Genomic DNA, 20,218 nt, shown 5'->3' on the forward strand with positions numbered 1-20,218 from the left:
CAATTCACGAGCAAAATGAAGGGGTTCGCAACGCCGAACAACGCCGGGAAGCGGTATTTACTCGCTCTCGGAGCCGTCGGCTTTCTCCTCTTCCTCGGTAACGGGAATGGCGTAGGAGCCATTGAGCCACCGCGAAAGATCGAGCGAACGGCAGCGATCCGAACAGAAGGGATAGTGTTCGCGTACCGAAGGACGGCCGCATTCCGCGCAAGCGCGCGTCTTGCGCAGCGGCTCGATCTTCGAGCCCACCTTGATCTCACCAACCTTCGTCATGATTCCTATCCTTCCTGCCATCCGGCGTGAACGTCGAATCCCTCGCCCGCCAGCAAAAGCATGGTCTCATAAAGCGGCAATCCGACGACATTGCTGTAGGAGCCGATCAGCTTCTGCACGAAGGAGCCTGCAAGCCCCTGGATGCCATAGGCTCCGGCCTTGCCCCGCCACTGGCCGGACGCCAGATACATTTCGATATCGCGGCTGGAAAGCCGCTTGAAACGCACCTTGGTCTCCACAACTTTCTGACGCAGCTTGCGGTCCGGCGTGATCAGGCAGATCCCGGTATAGACGACATGGCCTCGTCCGGAGAGAAGATGCAGGGCCGAAGAGGCTTCGTCGACGAACTCCGCCTTCGGCAGGATACGCCGGCCGACGGCAACGACCGTGTCGGCGGAGAGAATATAGCTGCTCTGCCAGGCGACATCGCTCTTCACGGCCGCAAACGCCGCCTCGCCCTTCTCAGCCGAAAGCCGCCGCGCCAGCGAGCGCGGATGCTCCGACTTCTTCGGCGTCTCGTCGATGTCCATGGGCATGAGACGTGAAGGCTCGATGCCTGACTGGTGCAGGAGCTCGACGCGACGCGGCGATCCGGAAGCCAGTATCAGCTTGTGTTTCAACGCCATCAGACCTCGACCTGTCATGCGGGGATGAGAACCGACTCCAGAGCATGATGCCGAAAAGTGTTAGGGGATTTCGGGCGACATCATGCTCTACTTCTTTGAACCCAGAGCGGCGGACTACTTGAAACGGTAGGTGATGCGGCCCTTGGTCAGGTCATAGGGGGTCATTTCCACCAGCACCTTGTCGCCGGCAAGAACGCGGATGCGGTTCTTGCGCATGCGGCCTGCCGTGTGGGCGATGATCTCGTGCTCGTTTTCCAGCTTCACGCGGAATGTCGCGTTCGGCAGGAGTTCGGTGACGACACCGGGAAATTCGAGGACTTCTTCTTTCGGCATTAAAGCTTCTTTTCCTGTCGGTTGAGGTCGGCGCCCATGGCAAAAAGCCGGGGGTCGCCGGAAATTGCGCGGAAACTACACAATCGCCGCGGTTTTGTGAACCTCGTTGATAAGGGTTTCTGCATTTGTTTCATCCGCAGCTCTAAAGCGAGCCGCGATGTTCCACAAGTCGGCTTTCGATCAGCCCGAGAAGATAGTCCCGAACCTCGCGATAGGCGGTGAGAACCTGCTCGCGGGTTCCGTCCGTCGCGGAGGGATCCATGGTCGGCCAATAAATGACATCCACGGCATTGGCCCTGGTCAATTCCAGGGCGGCGTGATGCGCCTCCGGCGAGAGCGTGATGATGACATCGAAGAAATCATCCTCCAGCTCCTCCATGGTCTGCGGCTGCCGGCGGCCGAGCGAAAGCCCCATCTCATCAAGCACGACATCGACGAAGGGATTGCGCTCGCCGGCGCGCACGCCCGCCGAGGCGATATAGGTGCCCTGCGGCAGCATATAGCGCGCGATCGCCTCGGCCATCGGCGAGCGGATGGTATTGAGCCCGCACATGAAGAGGATGGCGCCGGGCGCTTTGCCACCATGCTCGCCCCCCTGCCTCTGCTCTGGCACCCGCCCCATGACAGTCACCCGCGCCAATAGAGCACGCAGACAAGCGTAAAGAGCCGGCGGGCTGTGTCGAAATCCATGACGATCTTGCCGTTCAGCCGGTCCATCAGCGTCCGGGAGCCTTCGTTGTGGATGCCGCGCCGGCCCATGTCGATCGCCTCGATGCGACTGGGCGTGGAGGAGCGTATCGCCTCGTAGTAGCTCTCGCAGATCATGAAGTAATCCTTCACGATGCGGCGGAACGGCGTCAGCGACAGGATGTGCGTGGCGACCACGACGCCATCTTCCGTGCGGATATCGAAGACCAGCTTCTGGTCGACCAGCGACAGATTGAGCAGATAGGGGCCGCCCTTGTGTCCCACGGGCTCGAAGCTGTTTTCCTCGATCAGGTCGAAGATGGCGACGGCGCGCTCATGTTCGACATCCGGCGTCGAGCGGCCGATCGTGTCGTCCAGGACAACGTCGCTCAGCCGGAAGACGCCTTCAGCCATGCCTCACCCCTCGAGATTGAGGCGGATCGCGACGGACCGCGCGTGTGCGTCCAGCCCCTCGGAATTGGCAAGCGCGATCGCCGCCGGTCCCAGCGCGCGTAGCTGTTCTGGCCCGAGCCGCAGGATCGACGTGCGCTTGACGAAGTCGAGCACGGAAAGGCCGGACGAGAAGCGGGCGGAACGGGCCGTCGGCAGCACATGGTTTGAGCCGCCGACATAATCGCCGATCACTTCGGGCGTATGGCGGCCGACGAAGATGGCGCCGGCATTGCGGATACCGGCAAGCAACGCGTCGGGATCGTCAACGGCGAGTTCGACATGCTCGGCGGCGATACGGTTGGCGAGCGGAACGGCATGCTTCAGATCGGCTACCTGGATGATGGCGCCGAAATCCCGCCAGCTTGCCGCCGCCGTCTGCGCCCGGCTCAACTGCTTGATCTGGCGCTCGACGGCGCCTTCGACAGCCTTGCCGAATTCGGCATCGTCGGTGATCAGGATCGACTGCGCGCCCTCGTCATGCTCGGCCTGCGCCAAGAGATCGGCGGCGAGCCAATCCGGATCGTTGTTCTTGTCGGCGATGACGAGCACTTCCGAAGGGCCGGCGATCATATCGATGCCGACGGTGCCGAAAACATGCCGCTTGGCGGCGGCCACATAGGCATTGCCGGGGCCGGTAATCTTGTAGACCGGAGCAATCGTCTCCGTGCCATAGGCAAGAGCCGCGATCGCCTGCGCGCCGCCGATGCGGTAGATCTCCTCGACGCCGGCCATGCGGGCAGCGGCCAGCACCGCCGGGTTGATGGCGCCGCCCATGGTCGGCACCGTGATGACGACACGCTCGACGCCGGCGACCTTGGCCGGCACGGCATTCATCAGCACAGAGCTCGGATAGCTTGCCGTACCACCCGGCACATAGAGGCCGACAGCCTCGATCGCCGTCCAGCGCGAGCCGAGGCCGACGCCGAGATCGTCCTCATAGATATCGTCCTTCGGCAATTGCCGGCGATGATGCGATTCGATGCGGGTGGCGGCAACCTTGAGCGCCCCCAGCACCTCGGAGGGAACGGCTGCGATCGCCGCATCGATCTCGGCTTCGGCGACGCGCATGGGCGTCGTGGCGAAATCGATGCCTTCGAATTTCTGGGAATAGTGAGCAAGGGCGGCATCGCCGCGCGTCCGCACATCGTCGATGATGCCTCGCACCACGGCATTCACATCTTCGGACACTTCCCGTTTGGTCGTCAGAAAGGCGGCAAACTGCTGCTCGAACCCTTCCGATGCCTGATCCAGCCAGATAGCCAACGCTGATAATCCTCTTTCATCGAGGCCGCCCTGAGCGGCCGGCATTCATCGATCGCCTGCCTATTCGCCCGCATCCGGATGGCGGGGCTTATGCGCGGTTTCCCATGCGCCGCCGATATCGGCAAGCTGAACCTCGATGCATTCGACATCGAGCGCAATGGTGGCCTTGCCGGCAAGCGTCAGCTCGATCGTACCGTCAGGCCCCTCGCCCTTCTGCTCGAAGCGGATGGCGAGCAGCGACAGCACCTCGTCGCGGTTGCGCCGGTCGACGCCATTGGAGCGCACGGCCTGCACCCGCTTGAACACCAGCGCGGCGCGATGGCGCTGATAGGGCTTGCCGCGCTCACCCGACTGTTCCCAGGCAAAACGATTGGCCGCAAGCGAGAACTGCCCGAGCGTCGGCGCAAAGGACATGTCGCCGACCTTGAAGACGCTATCCTGCATATGCGCGGATATGACGCCCAGATCTTCGTTGTCGAGTGCCATTAGCTTCAGATCGCCCATTCGCCCTTTATCCCCGATCGCACAATCGAAACGCCGTAACAGACGTTTCCCTTCTGTGGACATAGGATGCGAGCGCAAAAGACGCAACCGAAGAAAGCGGGCTCGCCCGCTCTCTGCACGACAAGAAATAATTTTAGTCGCTGATGCGCTCGACCACCGCGCCGCAGCGCGTCAGCTTGTCTTCCAGCCGCTCGAAGCCACGATCGAGATGATAGATGCGCGACACCACAGTCTCACCCTCGGCGGCAAGGCCGGCGATGACGAGCGAGACGGAGGCGCGAAGATCGGTCGCCATGACCGGCGCGCCCTTCAATCGCTCGACACCCTCGATGCGGGCCGTCTGGCCGGAAAGCGAGATCCTGGCGCCGAGGCGGGCGAGCTCCTGCACATGCATGAAGCGGTTTTCGAAGATGGTTTCGGTGATATGTGCGGTACCCGACGAGCGCGTCATCAGCGCCATGAACTGCGCCTGCAGGTCGGTCGGGAAGCCGGGGAACGGATCGGTGACGATATCGACGGGCTGGATGCCGCCGCCGTTGCGCTTGATGCGGATGCCGTTATTGGTCGCCGAAATATCGGCGCCGGCGCGGCGCAGGCTTTCGAGCGCGGTGTCGAGCAGCGCCATATCGGTATTTTCCAGGCGGACATCGCCGCCGGCCATGGCGACGGCCATGGCATAGGTGCCGGTCTCGATACGGTCAGGCAGAACGCGGTGGCGGGCGCCGGAAAGCGAGGTGACGCCTTCGATGGTGATCGTGCCGGTGCCGGCGCCGGAAATCTTGGCGCCCATCGCGATCAGGCAATTGGCGAGATCGACGATTTCAGGTTCTCGCGCCGCATTGCCGATAACCGTCGTGCCGCGGGCAAGCGTCGCCGCCATCATCATCACATGCGTCGCGCCGACCGAAACCTTCGGGAAGACATAGCGCGCGCCGATGAGGCCGCCCTTGGGCGCCGTGGCATTGATATAGCCGGCGTCGATTTCCATGGTGGCGCCGAGCGCCTCGAGGCCCTCGATGAACAGATCGACCGGACGCGTGCCGATGGCGCAGCCGCCCGGCAGCGACACGCGCGCCTGGCCCTCGCGGGCAAGCAGCGGCCCGATGACCCAGAAGCTGGCGCGCATCTTGGCGACCAGTTCATAGGGTGCTGTCGTATCGACGATGGTGCGGCAGGTGAAATGGATGGTGCGGGAATAGCCGTCTTCCTGGCGCTCGCGCCGGCCGTTGACGGCGACGTCGACGCCATGGTTGCCGAGGATGCGCATCAGAAGCTCGACATCGGCCAGATGCGGCACGTTCTCCAGCGTCAGCGTATCGCTGGTCAAAAGCGAGGCGATCATCAGCGGCAGGGCGGCATTCTTGGCGCCGGAGATCGGAATGATACCGTTTAGCTCGTTGCCGCCGACAATCCTGATACGATCCATATGTGCAATACGGGCAAGGCCCGCCTTTCCTGAAGTTCCGTCCGCCTGGGAAAAAGCGCTCTTTAGACGAAATAGATTAAGGCTTCAATTCGTTTGATGATGGGCGACATCAATCATTGCGATTCGTCCATTTTTGCGGCAGCATCCGGCTCATCCCCAGCTTTTGCAGCCGGCAGCCCATCCGTCTCGTCGGCTTGTCCCGCGCGGCGGGCGCGCACCTGCTGCTTGCGACGCGACAGATTCTCGCGCAGCTTCAGCGCCGCCCGCTCGCGCCGCCTGTCCGCCTCGGTTATCTGCTTGCCGCCCGCGAGCTCACCCGCCTCGCCGGCGGTCAAACCGCCCTGCAAAACCTTGCCGTCATCGATCTTCGTCTTGTCCGCACCCATCTATTCGTCATAGCGGAAAACCCCGCCCGTCAAAAGACCGACACATTTTTTCCCACGATCTTTCACCGAAGTTGAAAATTGCGGCTTGCACTCAGCCCCGACCTATGGCAATAGCCGCCTCGCCCAATACGGCGCACTTAACCGCGCCACGGATTGCTGCTATAGCTCAGGGGTAGAGCACTCCCTTGGTAAGGGAGAGGCCGAGAGTTCAAATCTCTCTAGCAGCACCAGTTTCCTTAATATTTTTCCAATAATTTAAATATCAGCTTCATTTGTATGCGTATCGGCTACCATCATCTTTTTTTGCGACACACAATCGCAAATCCAGATAGGCCCGCATGGACTTGCATCCGAGATAAATTCTTCCTCGAGTCGAAAACGGGGGCATTTCTCGCCGCAATCAGCATTACGGCATCCATAGCCTCAGGGACGACTTGCTATGTGGGCTGAGATTGCGTGCGTTTACTGTCCCTCGCCGCACAGGCACGACGAGGGACAGCTAATAACTTAGCTAAAGATATCAGCAGTTTTGGTCGAAAGGCGAGCATAGATCGAGGTTATCCGGTGTAGCGTAGTATAGCACGCTTTACTTTTACCCATCAGCTGCGGGCTGCTTCCGGCAATTTCCGTGTAGGCTTGTGCTGCCGCCTCAATCAGCTCTTCGTCGTTAAACGCAATCGGAATACGAGGCGCCCAACGACCGTTATTATCTTGCGAGACGAAAGCTGAATGCGCCGCTATTATCGGAAATATTATCCCGTCTGGCACTGACACCACAGCTCCCTTTTCCCGCTCTATTGATCGAAGCCTCGTTCCTTTGAACTTCTGGTGGCTTTTCCATTTCTCATAGAGCTGCCAGGCGGGACCAGCTAAGTCTAGGAGACAATCGAAGACGTCTTCAAGAGACGTGTCAGCTTCAATCTTTTGAAAGAGTTTAAGGCAGCGTGTCTTCTGGCTGTACGAGAAGGCCTTGTTCGTTAGTTCTGTTTGATCGCCAGCACCGCCGATACGCTTTAAGATTTCCGGCGGCATTAGCGCAAATATAACCTGAATTACCTTCTCAGTATCGAGAAAACCGTCATCTTCGTCAGTAACAAGGTCGGTTTCTCGCTTGCGCAGATTGGCATCCGGAAAATGGCGCCTAATTGCCTCTTCCAGTTCGTCGAGCTGCCCCTTGCGGCCGGCAATTGAAATCGCACGAACATCGTTCTGGAAATTCCTCGCGATAGATATCTCGGCAACAAGATTTTCGTCCCGGGTAATGATAATCTCGTACCGAATGCTCGGGGTAAATTCCGGGTTTCCGGCCGCCTTCTGGAAGTAGCGCTTCAACTCACCTTGCGTTTGGGAACCGTTAATAATGCTTGGATTTTCAAGCGTTATCATTTTCGCCTTGTCGTCAACGACAGCGCTTTTAGCAACAATCACCATGCCCCCATTGAGGATACTAAAAATATCGGGCGTATCCACAAGAGTCTTGCGGATTGCTTGATGCACCAAGGTTGGGGAACGTTTTTGCTTGCCTTGAACATCAACTAGATATTCTCGCACGTTCTCATTGTCTTCCAACATAAGAACAGAAGATGCAGGCGCATGCCCGGCGTAGACCTTTCGATCTGAACTTTCATCTTCGGGTGAGCTGATGTTACGGCAAGTATGATAAGGGAACGCAAAAGCGTTCTGCGGTGTAGCAGTCATTTTATTCTCCTAATCCGACGATCGCGACAATAAAGGCGCACCCACCTGGATGACCACCGCGTATCGACAAGAACAGCATGCCTTCCACGTAGCAAATAGTCAACAGGGGTGCGTGACACCACTTGTCTATGCGATCAGGAATTTCTTCAGATCGGTTTTAAACCTAAAATTCTCAGCGGCTTAGGGATCTCAACTTATTGTTGACAGCACCAAAACTTAGATACGAAGTTCGGCCCATCGCGAACCCACCCTCCCCAATTCCGCTGCAATCCCCCGTTTAAACCCTCCCATCCGTCACACCCTTCTTGCCCGGGAGAGCAGCCCTCATGTCGAAACTCCGCGTCGCCGTTTTGTTTGGTGGCCAGTCCAGCGAGCATGATGTTTCCATCATGTCGGCCCGCAATGTCATCCGGGCGATCGATGCCGGGACATATGAGGTCGTGCCGATCCTGATCGATCGCGCCGGGCGCTGGCTGCTGGTCGAGGCGGAGGGCGGCGTGTTGGGCGAGCCGGTTGTCTATGAAGGCACGGAGGTTTGCCTGTTGCCGGGGGCGAAGGGTCGGCTGCTGGCGCTGGAAGGCGACGGCGCACGGGAGATCCCGGCGGTCGATGTGCTGTTTCCGGTGCTGCATGGGCTTTATGGCGAGGATGGCTCTATTCAGGGTCTTGCCCAGATGGTCGGCATTCCCCTTGTCGGCTGCGGCATATTGGGTTCGGCAAACGCGATCGACAAGGATATCGCCAAGCGGCTGTTGCGGGAGGCAGGCCTGCCGGTTGCGCGCTCCGTCACGCTCACGCGTGGCGAAAAGCCGGATTTCGAGGCAATCGTGAGCGCGCTCGGCTCGCCCGTCTTCGTCAAGCCCACCCGCCAGGGGTCGTCGGTCGGCGTCAGCAAGGCGCATGATGCCGGGGAATTCGAAAGCGCGCTGGCCGATGCCTTCCGGCATGACCGCAAGGTGCTCGTCGAGGAATTCGTCCGCGCCCGGGAGATCGAATGCGCCGTGCTGGAGCAGCCTGATGGTACGCTGTTCGTCTCCGTGCCAGGCGAAATCGCCACCGCCGCGACGCACGGCTTCTATTCCTACGATGCGAAATATATCGATCAGGACGGCGCCGTGATCACCATCCCGGCGGATATCCCCGCCGAGACGGCCGAGACGCTGAGGCGCATGGCGGCGGATGGCTTCCGGGCGCTGGGATGCGAAGGGCTGGCGCGCGTCGATTTCTTCGTCCGGCCGGATGAGAGCGTTGTTATCAACGAAATCAACACCATGCCGGGCTTCACCAATATCAGCATGTACCCCAAGGCCATGGGCGCCTCGGGCATTTCCTATCAGGAGCTCGTCGGCCGGCTGATCGAGCATGGGCTTGCCAGAGCAAGGCAAGCCTAGCGCAATTCCAGGAAAAGTGCTGAGCGGTTTTCCGTCCGCAATTGCGTCAAGACAGCCGGCAAGGGCGGCAGGGGTTTCGCCGCCGCCCCTTCCCTGCCCGTCAGACCTTTTCCGTCTTCTTGACCTTCACCTTCGGCTCGACCGGCGCATCGGGCGTCGGGGCCAGCAGCTTTCTGAGCGAGGCGATCTTGTCCTTCACCAGCGGACGGAAGCGGGTGGCGCGATAGGGCATGTCGTCGGCGCCATAGCCTTCGGGGCCGTCATCATTGCCGCGATGGATCTCCTCGAGCTTCACGCCAATGAAGGTGCCGTCGACATAATGCGTATATTCGCCGACCCAGCGGATCGTGTAGATCGTGCCCTTGCGGATCAATTGGTCGATGCTGACATGCTTGAACTTGTCATCGATACAGACGACCTTCTGGCCCACATGGAAATCGTAGCTCACTATGCTCTCCTTGAAGCGACAAGGAACCTATAACCCTATCGCCAGGGCACGACCATAGCCGCATATCGGCTTCAGAGTAAACGTGGCGAATGGCGCGACCCGATCAATGCAACGGTGACAAAGCAACCCGTTGACAAGCCTCATGGAAGGCTGAAGATTGCACTTCGCTCGAGCAGCCGTAAGGCCTTGCTTTCATGCCCACATCCGATACCCGCAAAGCCCGCTGAAGGCTCCCTCCATCATGCCCACCCTCCGCCTCCTTGCTGACGATCTCACCGGCGCGCTCGATACGGCGGTGGAATTCGTCGGCTTGTGCGGGCCGATCGAGGTGCGGCACGGGGATGCACTTCCGGCGAAACTCCCCGATGGTTTTGCGATCGATACCGGCACCCGCGAGAAATCGGCGGCCGAAGCAGCCGCCATCGCGGGCAGGCTTGCGCCGCTGCTGAAGGGCGCGGATATCGCCTTCAAGAAGGTGGATAGCCTGTTTCGCGGCCCCTGGGCGGCGGAACTGGCGGCCTGTTTCCGGCTCGGGCACTGGCGACATTGCATCCTCGCCCCAGCCTTTCCGCATCATGGGCGACATACCCGGGGCGGACGGCAGGTGCTCTTTGCCGGCAACGAGACATGGCGCGATGTCAGCGGCGATCTGGTTGCGCAGCTGAGGGCCGAGGGATTGCCAGCCTTCAACACTACACTGAGCCAAAACCGTGTCGATGCCGAAGAACATAAACCTGTTCCAGATGGCATCCATGTTTTCGACGCCCATTCGGATAGCGATCTGGACGCCGTCATCTCGTGGATATCAGCGCGAGTGCGAGGGCCGGTTCTGTGGTCCGGCACTGGTGGGCTGGCGCAGGCGCTGGCGCGGAATGGCAATTTGGGAATGCATCCCGCACCCTCCGTGCCCGTTTCACGCAGACTGCAAAGACCGGTGATAGGCCTCTTCGGCTCCGATCAACCGATCACGCTGGCGCAGCTTCAGGCCTGCGGTCCCTACTGGCTGAAGCTTACGGAAGGCACGGGCGCTGACGTGGTCGATGCGCGCCTCCACCAAGGCGGCATCGCACTGGTCAGCGTCGATCTGCCGGCGGGGCTCGAACGAGACGACGCGGCAAAGCGGATCGAGACCACTCTCGGCGGCATTGCCAAGGCTCTGCCCGCGCCGGCCACATTGATCGTCGCCGGCGGCGAAACCCTGCGGAACCTTTGCACCGCCCTCGGCGTCACCGCTCTCAAGCTCACCGGCCAGGCCGCGCCGGGCTTGCCCTGCTCCACGATCATCGGCGGCCCCTGGGAAGGGGTGTCCGTGATTTCAAAGTCCGGCGCTTTTGGCGGCCCGACCCTGTGGCGCGATCTATTGAATGAAAACGCATTGATCGTCGGAGGAGAAGAGCCATGACGCGGCATTTGGCAATCACAATGGGTGACCCCGCCGGCATCGGCCCGGAGATCATCCTCAAGGCTGCGGCACGGCTGAAGGATCAGATCGAAGAAGGTAAGTTAAAACTCACAATCATCGGCAGCGGCCCTTCCCTTCGCCTGGCAGAACAGCAGCTTGGCCTCGACATCAAAATTCCTGAGACACAGATGGATGGCGACTGGCCGAACCTCTGCTTCATCCAGGCCGATGTCGAGGGCGAGCCTATCCTGCCCGGCCAGCTTTCCGCCGATGGCGGCCGCATGGCCTTCAAGGCGATCGAGAAGGGCGTTCAGCTCGCCATGGCCGGAAAGGTCGGCGGCATCGTCACCGCGCCGCTCAACAAGGAGGCGCTGAACAAGGCCGGCTTCCACTATGCCGGCCATACCGAGCTTTTGGCCGAGCTCACCGGCGCGCGTGGCTCCGTGATGATGCTCGCCCACGGCAACATGCGCGTCAGCCACGTCACCACCCATGTCGCACTGGAGGATGTGCCGAAGCGCCTGACGCCTGAGCGGCTGCGCCTCGTCATCGACCTCACCGACAAGGCGCTCAAGCATCTCGGCATCGCCAGGCCGAAGATTGCGGTTGCGGCGCTCAATCCGCATGCCGGCGAAGGCGGCCTCTTCGGCCGTCAGGATATCGATATTTCCGCGCCCACCATCGCCACGGCCGTTGCCGATGGCCTCGATATCGTCGGTCCCGTCCCCGGCGACACCGTCTTCGTCAAGCTGCGCGCCGGCCAGTATGATGCCGTCATCGCCATGTATCACGACCAGGGGCATATCCCGGTCAAGCTGCTGGGCTTCGAGATCGATCCGGCAACCGGCAAATGGTTGGATCTTTCCGGCGTCAACATCACTCTCGGCCTGCCGATCGTCCGCACCTCCGTCGACCACGGTACCGCCTTCGACATCGCCGGCAAGGGGATTGCCAACGAGCGCAGCCTGATCGAGGCGATCGAGTTTGCCGAGAGGTTGGCGACGGGCGGTTGAGCTATTGCATCGGCCAATGCTTCTCTCGTATGCCGCGCGTCTGTCGCTTTCGCGACATCTTCCCCATGTGGGCAGGGCAATTGCATATGGAGCATGCCGATGCCGTAAGCTCCTTCTTCCCTCGGGGAGAAGGGGGATAATGCGCCCTCCGCAAATTCCACAGTCGATATTGGCAACAACAATCCCACCTGCCCGCATCGCCTTGAAAAGCATTTTTTGAAACTCTCCTTGTCGGCATCCCTCCCTTTCAAACGTCCTCTGGCTGCCTGGCTAGAACGAGACCCATCCAGGAGAGGAGATCACCCGATGTCAAAAATTGCCCCATGCCTGTGGTTCGCACACGAAGCCGAGGAGGCTGCGAAATTCTACGTCTCGCTGTTTCCGGATTCCCGGATCGACCATGTGCAGAAAAACCTCGTCGACACCCCGGCCGGCAAGGCCGATCAGGTTCTGGTCGTCGGCTTCACCCTTGCCGGCCAGCGCTTCATGGCGTTGAACGGCGGCACCCGCTTCGAATTCACCCATGCGATCTCGCTGGAGGTGGATTGCACCGATCAGGCCGAAGTCGACCGGCTCTGGGAGGGGCTCGCCGATGGCGGGGCAATCGAGCAATGCGGCTGGCTCAGGGATCGCTATGGCGTCTCCTGGCAGATCGTGCCGACCGTGCTTAGCAAGCTCCTGGCCGATCCTGATCCGGCCAAGGCCGCGCGCGTCATGCAGGCGCTGATGCAGATGGTCAAGCTCGACGTTACCGGGCTGCAAGCGGCATATCATGGGTAGTGTGAAAAAGTCTCGAACCTGAAGCTCCCGGTCGCCATCTGTAGGAACCGCAGCGCACGCGGCGACCGGGAGAAACCCTTGTTCGTCACGCATCCCGTCGCAAAACGCTCCACCACACCAGCCGCCAACAACCGCACCGGTCAGATTGACACGTAGCCGCGCCGATCGTCTTCCGTCTCTTAACCGTAGCAACCTTAGCGCAAGCATCATCCGCAGGCGCAGCTTGCGCAGGGCCGTCGGCTGGAATACGGTCGCGCCATCGCCTAAGTAGGCGGAATTATTGACATATCCTCAAAGAAATCATGCCGTCACGCCAGCGCTTGCGGATGTCGACCATGCGGCTATTTTATCGACTTTTCGGCGGGAGAACGGCGAAGGTCATGGAACAGCCCCAGCGTGCGCGCATCGGCCTTCCCGCACAGGACTATGCAGCCATCTATGCGTTGAGCGACATCCATGGATGCCATGACGCGTTGCTCGAAGCCGAGAAGCGCATCGTCGAGGATGCGAGCGCCATTCCCGGCCGGAAGCTCCTGATGTTCCTCGGCGACTATGTCGATCGCGGCCCGCGATCGAGCGATGTGCTGCAGCATCTTTGCGAACCGCCGCCATCGGGCTTCGATCGCTACGCTCTCCTCGGCAATCACGACGACGTCTTCCTGAAATTCCTGGATGATCCCGGCAACAACAGTGATTGGTTGTCCTTTGGCGCCGGCCCGACGCTCGCCTCCTATGGCGTCGACGCGAAACATCTGCTGCGGGAAGAAGGCAAGAGCATCGAAGAGTTCGGCGAAATCGTCCGGCAGGCCGTTCCGCAAGCCCATATCGAGTTGCTGCGCTCGCTGCCGGTCGCCGTGACAGTGGGTTCCGTCATCTTCGTCCATGCCGGCATCCGGCCCGGCATACCGCTTGCCGAACAGACCGACGAAGAGCTGATCTGGATCCGCGAGCCTTTCCTCTTCGAAGGCCCGCGATTGCCGGTGCTGGTCGTCCATGGACATACCCCGGGTCCACGCCCGGTTTTCGGCATCGGCCGCATCGGTATCGACACCGCCGTTTCCATGGGCGGGGACCTCACCGTCCTCAAGATCGCCGACAACAGGCAGACGATCCTGACGCCGAGCTTTTGAGCAATCACATCGCCGAAATAAAAAAGGCCCCGGCATAGACCGAGGCCCCTTTGGTTTTATCCGCGCCTGCTATTCCGCAGCAATGGCCGGTGGCAGATGATCGACGGCGTCGTTGCTCTCCTCCTGCTTGGCCGCTGGCTCCGCCGACTTGCTCTTCGGCTCGCGGCCGAAGAACAGGGCATAGCCTGCAGGCAGCACGAAAATGGTCAGCACGGTCGCAACCAGGATGCCGCCCATCATGGCGTAGGCGAGCGGACCCCAGAAGACGCCGCGCGAGATCGGGATCAGCGCGAGCACCGCCGTCAGTGCCGTCAGCATGATCGGCCGGAAACGACGTACGGCAGAGCCGATGATCGCCTCCTTCCGGTCCATGCCCGCCGCGATATCCTGGTCGATCTGGTCGACGAGGATGATCGAGTTGCGGATGATGATGCCGAGCAGCGCGATGACGCCGAGGATCGCCACGAAGCCGAAGGGCGCACCGCTGATCAGTAGGGCCGCTGCCGCACCGATGATGCCGAGCGGGCCGGTGGCCAGCACCAGCATCGCCTTGCCGAAGTGCTGCAGCTGAACCATCAGCAACACGACGATGATGACGAGCATGATCGGCGCCTTGGCAGCGATCGAGGCCTGGCTTTCGGCGCTGTCTTCGGCACCGCCCTGGATCTCGATCTTGTAGCCGGCCGGCAGACTGTTTCTGAGATCCGCCATGCCGTTATAGAGCGCGGCGGTCACGTCGTTCGACTGCACATTGTCGGGCAATGTCGCCCGCACGGTGATGGTCGGCAGGCGGTCGCGACGCCATTCGATGCTTTGCTCCATCACGGGCACGACCTTGGCGACCTGCGATAGCGGCACGAACCCGCCGGTATCCGTCGGGATATAGACGGAGTTGACCGATGTCAGCAGATGACGGCTGGCGTCCGGCTCTCGGGCGACGATCCCGACAGTTTCCTCGCCTTCGCGGTAGTTGTCGAGCGTGAAGCCGGACATCGAGGCCTGCAGTATCTGGCGGATGCGCTGCGAGGTGACGCCGAGCGCGCGGGCGCGGTCCTGATCGATGACCAGCTTCATGGCCGGCACCGGCTCGAGCCAATCGTCGTGGATGGCGCCGAGCAGCGGATTCTGGGAGAAGCGCTGCTTCACCTCGTCGGCAATGTGGCGAACCTCCTGCCGATCCGGACCCATGACGCGCAGCTGCACCGGCCAGCCTGTGGGCGGACCGAGGAACAGGCGGTCGACCTTGCTGCGGACGGACGGGAAGTCCGCCGCGAGGATGGAACGCAGCTTGGTGATCAGCCGCTCGCGTGCCGGTTCGTCCTTGGCCATGACAAGCATCTGGGCATAGTTCGGGTTGGTGAGCTGCTGATCGAGCGGCAGGAAGAAGCGCGGCGCGCCCTGGCCGACATAGGTGGCGATGAAACGCTTGTCCGGATCATCGGCCATGCGCGATTCGAGCGCCTGCGCCTGCCGTTCCACTTCCTTGATGCTGGTTCCCTCGGGCAGCCACAAATCCACAAGGATCTCCGGACGCGACGATTGCGGGAAGAAGTTCTGCGGAATGAACTGGAAGGACCAGAGGCTGCCGACGAAGGCGGCAAGCGTCACAAGCAGCACGATGATGCGATGGCGCACGGCCCAGGAGACCGAGGACCGCAGGCGACGATAGAAGCGCGTGTCGAAGACATCGTGATGCTCGCCGGCATGATGGCGCTGCTTGAGGATCATGTAGCCAAGCCATGGCGTGAAATAGACGGCGACGAACCAGGACACCACGAGCGCGATGCCGACGACATAGAAGAGCGTGCGGACATATTCGCCCGCCGTCGATGCCGCAAAGCCCACCGGAATGAAGCCGGCCGTGGTGATCAGCGTACCGGTCAGCATCGGGAAGGCGGTCGAGGAATAGGCGAAGCTGGCCGCATCGAGCTTTACCAGCCCCTCCTCCAGCTTGCGCTCCATGAGCTCGACCACGATCATGGCGTCGTCGACCAACAGGCCGAGCGCGATGATGAGCGCGCCGAGCGAGATGCGCTGCAGGTCGATGCCGAGCTCGTACATGATGGCAAAGGTCGCGGCCAGCACCAGCGGAATGGCGATGGCGATCACGAGGCCGGAACGCCAGCCGATCGACACGAACGAGACGATCAGCACGATGACAAGCGCCTCGCCGAGCGCATGCATGAACTCGCTGATGGCGTCGGTAACGACCTCAGGCTGGTTGGCGATCTGGTCGACCTGAACGCCGACCGGCAGCGAAGCCTCGAAGCGCTTATAGGTTTCCTCCACGGACGCACCGACATCGGTCACCTTGTAGCCGTTGGCCATGACGACACCGAGCTGCACGCTCGCGTGGCCATTGTAGAGGAATTTGGCGGTGTAGGGATCCTGCAGCCCGGCTGTGACGGTGGCGATATCGCCGAGGCGGGTCACCTGGCCGCCAGCGGTCAGGCGCAGATTCTTGATGTCCTCGATCCTGTTGACATCGCCTTCGACCGAGATGCGCACGGAGCGCGTGCTGGTATCGACGTTGCCGGCCGGATCGACGTTGTTCTGGCCGACGACGGCGTTCTTCAGGTCGTTGAGCGTCAGTCCGCGCTCGGCCAGCACCTTGGAGGAAACATCGATATAGATCTGCTCCGCCTGGTCGCCGATGATGGTGGCCTTCTCGACGCCGGGCGTGGAAAGCAGCATGTCGCGCGCCTGGATGGCGAATTTCTTCAGTTCCGGATAGGTGAAGCCATCGCCGCTGATCGAATGCAGCGTAATGAAGGTATCGCCGAATTCATCGTTGAAATAGGGACCCAGCAGGCCGGATGGCAGCTCGTTGCTGATATCGCCGACCTTCTTGCGGATCTGGTAGAAGGCGTCCTTCACCTGTGCGGTGTTGGTGTCACCCTTGATCTGGACGGTGGTGATGGCAAAGCCGGCGCGGGTATAGGATTTGACCCAATCGAGATGCGGCGTTTCCTGCAGCTTGCGCTCGATCTTGTTGACCACCTGGTCTTCCATGTCCTGCAGGGAGGCACCGGGCCAGACGGTCTGCACGACCATGACGCGGAAGGTGAAATCCGGATCTTCCTTCTGACCCATATGGGTCAGGCCCAGCGCACCGGCGATGATGATGAGACCGAACAGGAACCGCGCAATGCTCGGATGGCCGATCGCCCAGCGCGACAGGTTGAAAGGCTTCTTCTCGCCGGAAGTGTTGTTGATGGACATGATTTCGCCCTCTCGGTTCCGTTAGCGCACGATGTCCGCCGCCGAAGCGGCATGGGTATCGGCGGCGGCCTGCTGAGCTGAAGCGGCCGAAAGCTTGACCTTCATATTCTCGGTCATGAACTGCGTGCCGGCCGCGACCACGACATCGCCGGCCCGGAGGCCATCGGCAACGCGGACGCCGTCATCGGCGAAATCCGCAACCTTGACAGCTCGGGAATGCACGATACCGGCACCACGGTCGACGAGCCAGACGATCTGCTGCCCATTCCTTTGCGCAAGGGCGCTCAGAGGAATGGAAACATAGGGCTGAGTATTGTCGGCCTGCGCCTCGATCGTCGCCGTCATGCCGAGGAGCACACGCGGATCGTTCGGCAGGCTCACGCGCACCGCAAACGTTCGCGATTGGGTATCGGCACTGCCAGCCACCTCACGCACCTTGCCGTCAAGCACCAGCGCATCATCGGACCAGAAGCGCGCCTTGACATCCTTGCCGACCTTGAACTGCGCGATATCCATTTCCGGCACGGCGATCAGCACTTCCTTCTCACCGTCGACGGCGACGGTGATAACCGGTGTGCCGGAGCTGACCACCTGACCGACATCGGCATTGATTGTGGTGACGATGCCGCTCATATCCGACGTCAGGTCGCTGTAGGCGACCTGGTTTTTCGCCTCGGCCAGCGCCGACACAGCGGAATCCCGCGTCGAGACGGCCTGATCATAGGAAAGCTCGGCCTGTTCGAGCTGCGATTTCGAGCCGACGCTCTTGTCGAAGAGCAGTTGGGCGCGGTTGCGGGCAAGCTCGGTCGTCTGCACCTGCTTTTCCGCCGAATCCAGATCCGCCTGCGAGCGGCGCACCGCCAGAACGTAATCGGTGGCGTCGATGCGGGCGAGCACGTCGCCAGGCTTGACCTTCTCGCCGATGTCAACCTTGCGCTCGACGATCTTGCCGTTGACGCGGAAGCCGAGGTTCATATCCGTCCGTGCCTTGACAGAGCCGGAATAGTCGAGCTTGCGCGTCGTATCCGCCTGGGCGATCTCGACCACTTTCACCGGCCGGATCACTTCAGCCGTCTCTTCCTTCTTCTCATTGCAGCCCGAAAGTGCGAGCCCCAAGGCGGCAAATAAAGCAGCGCCGGCAACGGTCCGTAGGGTGGTGGTTGTCAGCGAAACCATGTCGCTCTCCTAAAGTCGAACAAAGAGTGGGAGCGCGCCGGCCAATGCGGTGCGCGGAGTGTTATTTCTTCAAGGCTCTGATGGCGAATTCGATAAGATCCTCGGGCTTGGCCTGGTATGTCTTGCCGAGGCATTGTGCGACCATCTGCGGATGACAGAGATCGACGGTCGCCGAAGCGAAGCACTTGGCCGCGATAACCGGATCCTGCTCGACGAACTCGCCGGCAGCTATGCCTTCGGCGATGATCTCGGCAACCAGATCCTGAATACGAACGATGTGCTTCTCGATGACATGCCATGCGCTCTCGATGGCGATGACAACCATCTCATGAACCTTCTGCTCATCGAGCATGGTCTCCAGCGTCATCTTGTACTGGCCCATGGCGTAGGCCCGTAGTCGATCGGATGCGCTGATCGGCTGATTGCGGATATTGAGGGCCATCAGGTAACTTTGTTCGAGCATACGCCCGCAGAGGGCCTGATGAATCTCGCCCTTGGAGGCGAAGAACCGGTAGATATTCGCGGTCGACATGCCGAGATCGCGAGCAATGTCGGCAACGGTCGTCTTGCTGTAACCATAGTGGCGAAACAGCTTTTCGGCGGCAACGAGAATTCGCGCGATGTTTTCCTGACGCGCAGGATCGGCGCTGATATCGGGAAGATCGAGCATGAGCATAACCTGATGATTTACGAGTGACGATTTTCAATTTTCGTCACTCGTAAATCATCAGAGCGCCGATGTCAAGAAAGCCGCCCACAACTGCAGGCAGCTTTCAGATGCTATTGAATAAACCGAGATTGCGCCGGACAACTTGAAACAAGAGTTAAATCATCGACAACGCGCCTGGCGGAACGGAGTCGGAAGTGTCCGACATTTTATCGCGGAACGATCGACGCGTGATCAGGCGCCCAAAAGCGCCGGGCGGAAGCGGCGGATGCTCAAAAAGCCGACAAGCACGCACACGACCAAGAGCGCCGCCTGGGCCGCAAGTATCGGCGGCTCGTTGCCATTGGGCGCCAGTGCATTGAGCACAGGTATCTTCTGGAACGATTGGACGATCAGCACGAGACAGTTGAAAAAGAGAAGCACCATGGCCCCGATGATGAAGACGGGACGCCAGATGCCTGCAAGATGAAAGCTGTAGCGCGCCAGCGCGGTCGGTATGAAAATGAGAACGCAGAGACTGCCGACGATGATTGCCGGCGTGACAGTGTGAAACGGAAACAGAAAACCCGTCAAACTGGTAAGAATGGTCGTGACCATATAGACCAGCGTCGATCGCTCGTGACGATTGGCCGTGAGAAAACCAGAGGCAACGACAATGCCGCTGACGATGGCAATCAAACTTATGACGACGTGAATTAAGAGAATTCCAGACATTCGCCCCTCCGTTGAGTATTGCATTTCGTGAAAATGACAGCCCAATGCGCGAATGCGGAATATACATGAAACGCGCCGCGCGAACCAGCGCGGCGCGAAGCCGTGAAATGGCCGCTTAGGCGGCGTGGACTTCCAACGAAATCGGAACGGAGGCGAGTGCCTTCGAAACCGGGCAACCGGCCTTGGCCTTATTGGCAAGCTCGGTGAAAGTGGCTTCATCGGCGCCTGGAATCTTGCCCGTCAGCGTCAGATGGATCGCGGTAATGGCAAAACCGCCTTCGACGCTTTCAAGCGTCACCTTGGCCGTCGTTTCCATGCTCTCGGCGGTGAAACCGGCCTCGTTGAGGATCAGCGACAGGGCCATGGTGAAGCAACCGGCATGCGCAGCCCCGATCAGCTCTTCCGGATTGGTGCCGGCAACGCCTTCGAAACGGCTGGCGAAACCGTAAGGGTAGTGATTGAGCGCGCCGCTCTGCGTCGAGATCTGGCCTTTGCCATCCTTCAAACCGCCGGCCCATTGAGCCGAACCTGTACGATTGATCTGCATGTCGTCCTCCTTGTCGTTGAAATGAGCTTTGGAAGCGGAATCGCCGCCTCCCCGCAATGACCGACGGCAAACGGCATTC

The 20,218-nt window shown here is 60.6% G+C and carries 21 protein-coding genes and 1 tRNA gene; 6 read left to right on the plus strand and 16 right to left on the minus strand.

All coding sequences use genetic code 11. The features are described 5' to 3' along the window. Nucleotides 1–57 precede the first annotated feature (57 nt). From yacG to GA0061101_RS09160, 9 genes are all read right to left on the minus strand, one after another. On the minus strand, nt 58–273 hold the full coding sequence (yacG, locus tag GA0061101_RS09120; protein ID WP_037200052.1) for a DNA gyrase inhibitor YacG: 216 nt from the start codon (nt 271–273) through the stop codon (nt 58–60). Nucleotides 274–278: 5 nt separating this feature from the next. After that, nucleotides 279–899, minus strand: a complete 621-nt coding sequence (locus tag GA0061101_RS09125; protein ID WP_047555254.1) for a Maf-like protein — start codon at nt 897–899, stop codon at nt 279–281. Between the two features lie 114 nt (nt 900–1,013). Then, nucleotides 1,014–1,232 (minus strand): translation initiation factor IF-1, encoded by a 219-nt coding sequence (gene infA, locus GA0061101_RS09130; protein ID WP_004117876.1) that lies wholly within the window; start codon nt 1,230–1,232, stop codon nt 1,014–1,016. Nucleotides 1,233–1,374: 142 nt separating this feature from the next. Next, nucleotides 1,375–1,854: an arsenate-mycothiol transferase ArsC gene (locus GA0061101_RS09135; RefSeq protein WP_052211978.1), complete on the minus strand. Its 480-nt coding sequence runs from the start codon at nt 1,852–1,854 to the stop codon at nt 1,375–1,377. 5 nt (nt 1,855–1,859) lie between these two features. Further along, complete coding sequence (locus tag GA0061101_RS09140) at nt 1,860–2,333, minus strand: UPF0262 family protein (RefSeq protein WP_037200050.1); 474 nt, start codon at nt 2,331–2,333, stop codon at nt 1,860–1,862. Between the two features lie 3 nt (nt 2,334–2,336). Next, nucleotides 2,337–3,635 (minus strand): histidinol dehydrogenase, encoded by a 1,299-nt coding sequence (gene hisD / locus GA0061101_RS09145; RefSeq protein WP_092573551.1) that lies wholly within the window; start codon nt 3,633–3,635, stop codon nt 2,337–2,339. Between the two features lie 60 nt (nt 3,636–3,695). Further along, a complete protein-coding gene (locus tag GA0061101_RS09150) occupies nt 3,696–4,139 on the minus strand; it encodes a DUF2948 family protein (RefSeq protein WP_037200049.1) in 444 nt (147 codons plus the stop codon). A gap of 133 nt (nt 4,140–4,272) precedes the next feature. Beyond that, nucleotides 4,273–5,565, minus strand: a complete 1,293-nt coding sequence (murA, locus tag GA0061101_RS09155; protein ID WP_092573504.1) for a UDP-N-acetylglucosamine 1-carboxyvinyltransferase — start codon at nt 5,563–5,565, stop codon at nt 4,273–4,275. 113 nt (nt 5,566–5,678) lie between these two features. Then, the gene (locus GA0061101_RS09160) at nt 5,679–5,951 is read right to left on the minus strand and encodes a hypothetical protein (RefSeq protein ID WP_244655185.1); all 273 of its coding nucleotides are present in this window, start codon (nt 5,949–5,951) and stop codon (nt 5,679–5,681) included. 155 nt (nt 5,952–6,106) lie between these two features. Between GA0061101_RS09160 and GA0061101_RS09165 the strand changes: the two genes are divergently transcribed. Beyond that, nucleotides 6,107–6,181, plus strand: a tRNA-Thr gene (locus GA0061101_RS09165). A 277-nt stretch (nt 6,182–6,458) separates the two neighbouring features. Here the strand turns inward: GA0061101_RS09165 and GA0061101_RS09170 are convergent. Beyond that, nucleotides 6,459–7,649, minus strand: a complete 1,191-nt coding sequence (locus GA0061101_RS09170) for an AIPR family protein (RefSeq protein ID WP_092573505.1) — start codon at nt 7,647–7,649, stop codon at nt 6,459–6,461. Nucleotides 7,650–7,975: 326 nt separating this feature from the next. Here GA0061101_RS09170 and GA0061101_RS09175 point away from each other — a divergent pair, with 326 nt between their 5' ends. Then, nucleotides 7,976–9,040 carry a D-alanine--D-alanine ligase family protein gene (locus tag GA0061101_RS09175; RefSeq protein ID WP_092573506.1) on the plus strand — a complete coding sequence of 355 codons (1,065 nt, stop codon included), beginning with the start codon at nt 7,976–7,978 and terminating at the stop codon, nt 9,038–9,040. A 100-nt stretch (nt 9,041–9,140) separates the two neighbouring features. Here GA0061101_RS09175 and GA0061101_RS09180 read toward each other — a convergent pair whose 3' ends face one another. Beyond that, nucleotides 9,141–9,488 (minus strand): CAP-Gly domain-containing protein, encoded by a 348-nt coding sequence (locus tag GA0061101_RS09180; protein ID WP_034483120.1) that lies wholly within the window; start codon nt 9,486–9,488, stop codon nt 9,141–9,143. Between the two features lie 241 nt (nt 9,489–9,729). Here GA0061101_RS09180 and GA0061101_RS09185 point away from each other — a divergent pair, with 241 nt between their 5' ends. The 4 genes from GA0061101_RS09185 (at nt 9,730) to GA0061101_RS09200 (ending at nt 13,813) form a co-directional block, all read left to right on the plus strand. Beyond that, nucleotides 9,730–10,890 carry a four-carbon acid sugar kinase family protein gene (locus GA0061101_RS09185; protein ID WP_092573507.1) on the plus strand — a complete coding sequence of 387 codons (1,161 nt, stop codon included), beginning with the start codon at nt 9,730–9,732 and terminating at the stop codon, nt 10,888–10,890. Next, entirely contained in the window at nt 10,887–11,903 is a 1,017-nt protein-coding gene (gene pdxA, locus GA0061101_RS09190; protein WP_092573508.1) for a 4-hydroxythreonine-4-phosphate dehydrogenase PdxA, read from the plus strand. Before GA0061101_RS09185 ends, pdxA begins: the two co-directional genes overlap by 4 nt. 306 nt (nt 11,904–12,209) lie before the next feature. Next, nucleotides 12,210–12,683 carry a VOC family protein gene (locus tag GA0061101_RS09195; RefSeq protein ID WP_092573509.1) on the plus strand — a complete coding sequence of 158 codons (474 nt, stop codon included), beginning with the start codon at nt 12,210–12,212 and terminating at the stop codon, nt 12,681–12,683. 380 nt (nt 12,684–13,063) lie between these two features. Then, nucleotides 13,064–13,813, plus strand: a complete 750-nt coding sequence (locus GA0061101_RS09200) for a metallophosphoesterase family protein (RefSeq protein ID WP_245297458.1) — start codon at nt 13,064–13,066, stop codon at nt 13,811–13,813. Nucleotides 13,814–13,882: 69 nt separating this feature from the next. Here GA0061101_RS09200 and GA0061101_RS09205 read toward each other — a convergent pair whose 3' ends face one another. The 5 genes from GA0061101_RS09205 to GA0061101_RS09225 all read right to left on the minus strand — a co-directional run bounded on the left by GA0061101_RS09205 (nt 13,883) and on the right by GA0061101_RS09225 (nt 20,139). Next, nucleotides 13,883–17,035, minus strand: a complete 3,153-nt coding sequence (locus GA0061101_RS09205) for an efflux RND transporter permease subunit (protein WP_037200039.1) — start codon at nt 17,033–17,035, stop codon at nt 13,883–13,885. 21 nt (nt 17,036–17,056) lie between these two features. Further along, nucleotides 17,057–18,211 (minus strand): efflux RND transporter periplasmic adaptor subunit, encoded by a 1,155-nt coding sequence (locus GA0061101_RS09210; protein WP_092573510.1) that lies wholly within the window; start codon nt 18,209–18,211, stop codon nt 17,057–17,059. A 61-nt stretch (nt 18,212–18,272) separates the two neighbouring features. Then, complete coding sequence (locus tag GA0061101_RS09215; RefSeq protein ID WP_047555414.1) at nt 18,273–18,881, minus strand: TetR/AcrR family transcriptional regulator; 609 nt, start codon at nt 18,879–18,881, stop codon at nt 18,273–18,275. A 231-nt stretch (nt 18,882–19,112) separates the two neighbouring features. Beyond that, complete coding sequence (locus GA0061101_RS09220; RefSeq protein WP_047555120.1) at nt 19,113–19,592, minus strand: hypothetical protein; 480 nt, start codon at nt 19,590–19,592, stop codon at nt 19,113–19,115. A gap of 115 nt (nt 19,593–19,707) precedes the next feature. Next, nucleotides 19,708–20,139 (minus strand): OsmC family protein, encoded by a 432-nt coding sequence (locus tag GA0061101_RS09225; RefSeq protein ID WP_034483104.1) that lies wholly within the window; start codon nt 20,137–20,139, stop codon nt 19,708–19,710. Between the last annotated feature and the right edge of the window lie 79 nt (nt 20,140–20,218).

Source organism: Martinezella lusitana, assembly GCF_900094565.1.
GTDB classification, from domain to species: domain Bacteria; phylum Pseudomonadota; class Alphaproteobacteria; order Rhizobiales; family Rhizobiaceae; genus Rhizobium; species Rhizobium lusitanum.

Coding starts and splice junctions, on each gene's coding strand:
- yacG (WP_037200052.1), bottom strand. CDS start 273: ATGACGAAGGTTGGTGAGATCAAGGTGGGCTCGAAGATCGAGCCGCTG.
- GA0061101_RS09125 (WP_047555254.1), bottom strand. CDS start 899: ATGGCGTTGAAACACAAGCTGATACTGGCTTCCGGATCGCCGCGTCGC.
- infA (WP_004117876.1), bottom strand. CDS start 1,232: ATGCCGAAAGAAGAAGTCCTCGAATTTCCCGGTGTCGTCACCGAACTC.
- GA0061101_RS09135 (WP_052211978.1), bottom strand. CDS start 1,854: ATGGGGCGGGTGCCAGAGCAGAGGCAGGGGGGCGAGCATGGTGGCAAA.
- GA0061101_RS09140 (WP_037200050.1), bottom strand. CDS start 2,333: ATGGCTGAAGGCGTCTTCCGGCTGAGCGACGTTGTCCTGGACGACACG.
- GA0061101_RS09150 (WP_037200049.1), bottom strand. CDS start 4,139: ATGGGCGATCTGAAGCTAATGGCACTCGACAACGAAGATCTGGGCGTC.
- murA (WP_092573504.1), bottom strand. CDS start 5,565: ATGGATCGTATCAGGATTGTCGGCGGCAACGAGCTAAACGGTATCATT.
- GA0061101_RS09160 (WP_244655185.1), bottom strand. CDS start 5,951: ATGGGTGCGGACAAGACGAAGATCGATGACGGCAAGGTTTTGCAGGGC.
- GA0061101_RS09170 (WP_092573505.1), bottom strand. CDS start 7,649: ATGACTGCTACACCGCAGAACGCTTTTGCGTTCCCTTATCATACTTGC.
- GA0061101_RS09175 (WP_092573506.1), top strand. CDS start 7,976: ATGTCGAAACTCCGCGTCGCCGTTTTGTTTGGTGGCCAGTCCAGCGAG.
- GA0061101_RS09185 (WP_092573507.1), top strand. CDS start 9,730: ATGCCCACCCTCCGCCTCCTTGCTGACGATCTCACCGGCGCGCTCGAT.
- pdxA (WP_092573508.1), top strand. CDS start 10,887: ATGACGCGGCATTTGGCAATCACAATGGGTGACCCCGCCGGCATCGGC.
- GA0061101_RS09195 (WP_092573509.1), top strand. CDS start 12,210: ATGTCAAAAATTGCCCCATGCCTGTGGTTCGCACACGAAGCCGAGGAG.
- GA0061101_RS09200 (WP_245297458.1), top strand. CDS start 13,064: ATGGAACAGCCCCAGCGTGCGCGCATCGGCCTTCCCGCACAGGACTAT.
- GA0061101_RS09205 (WP_037200039.1), bottom strand. CDS start 17,035: ATGTCCATCAACAACACTTCCGGCGAGAAGAAGCCTTTCAACCTGTCG.
- GA0061101_RS09210 (WP_092573510.1), bottom strand. CDS start 18,211: ATGGTTTCGCTGACAACCACCACCCTACGGACCGTTGCCGGCGCTGCT.
- GA0061101_RS09215 (WP_047555414.1), bottom strand. CDS start 18,881: ATGCTCGATCTTCCCGATATCAGCGCCGATCCTGCGCGTCAGGAAAAC.
- GA0061101_RS09220 (WP_047555120.1), bottom strand. CDS start 19,592: ATGTCTGGAATTCTCTTAATTCACGTCGTCATAAGTTTGATTGCCATC.
- GA0061101_RS09225 (WP_034483104.1), bottom strand. CDS start 20,139: ATGCAGATCAATCGTACAGGTTCGGCTCAATGGGCCGGCGGTTTGAAG.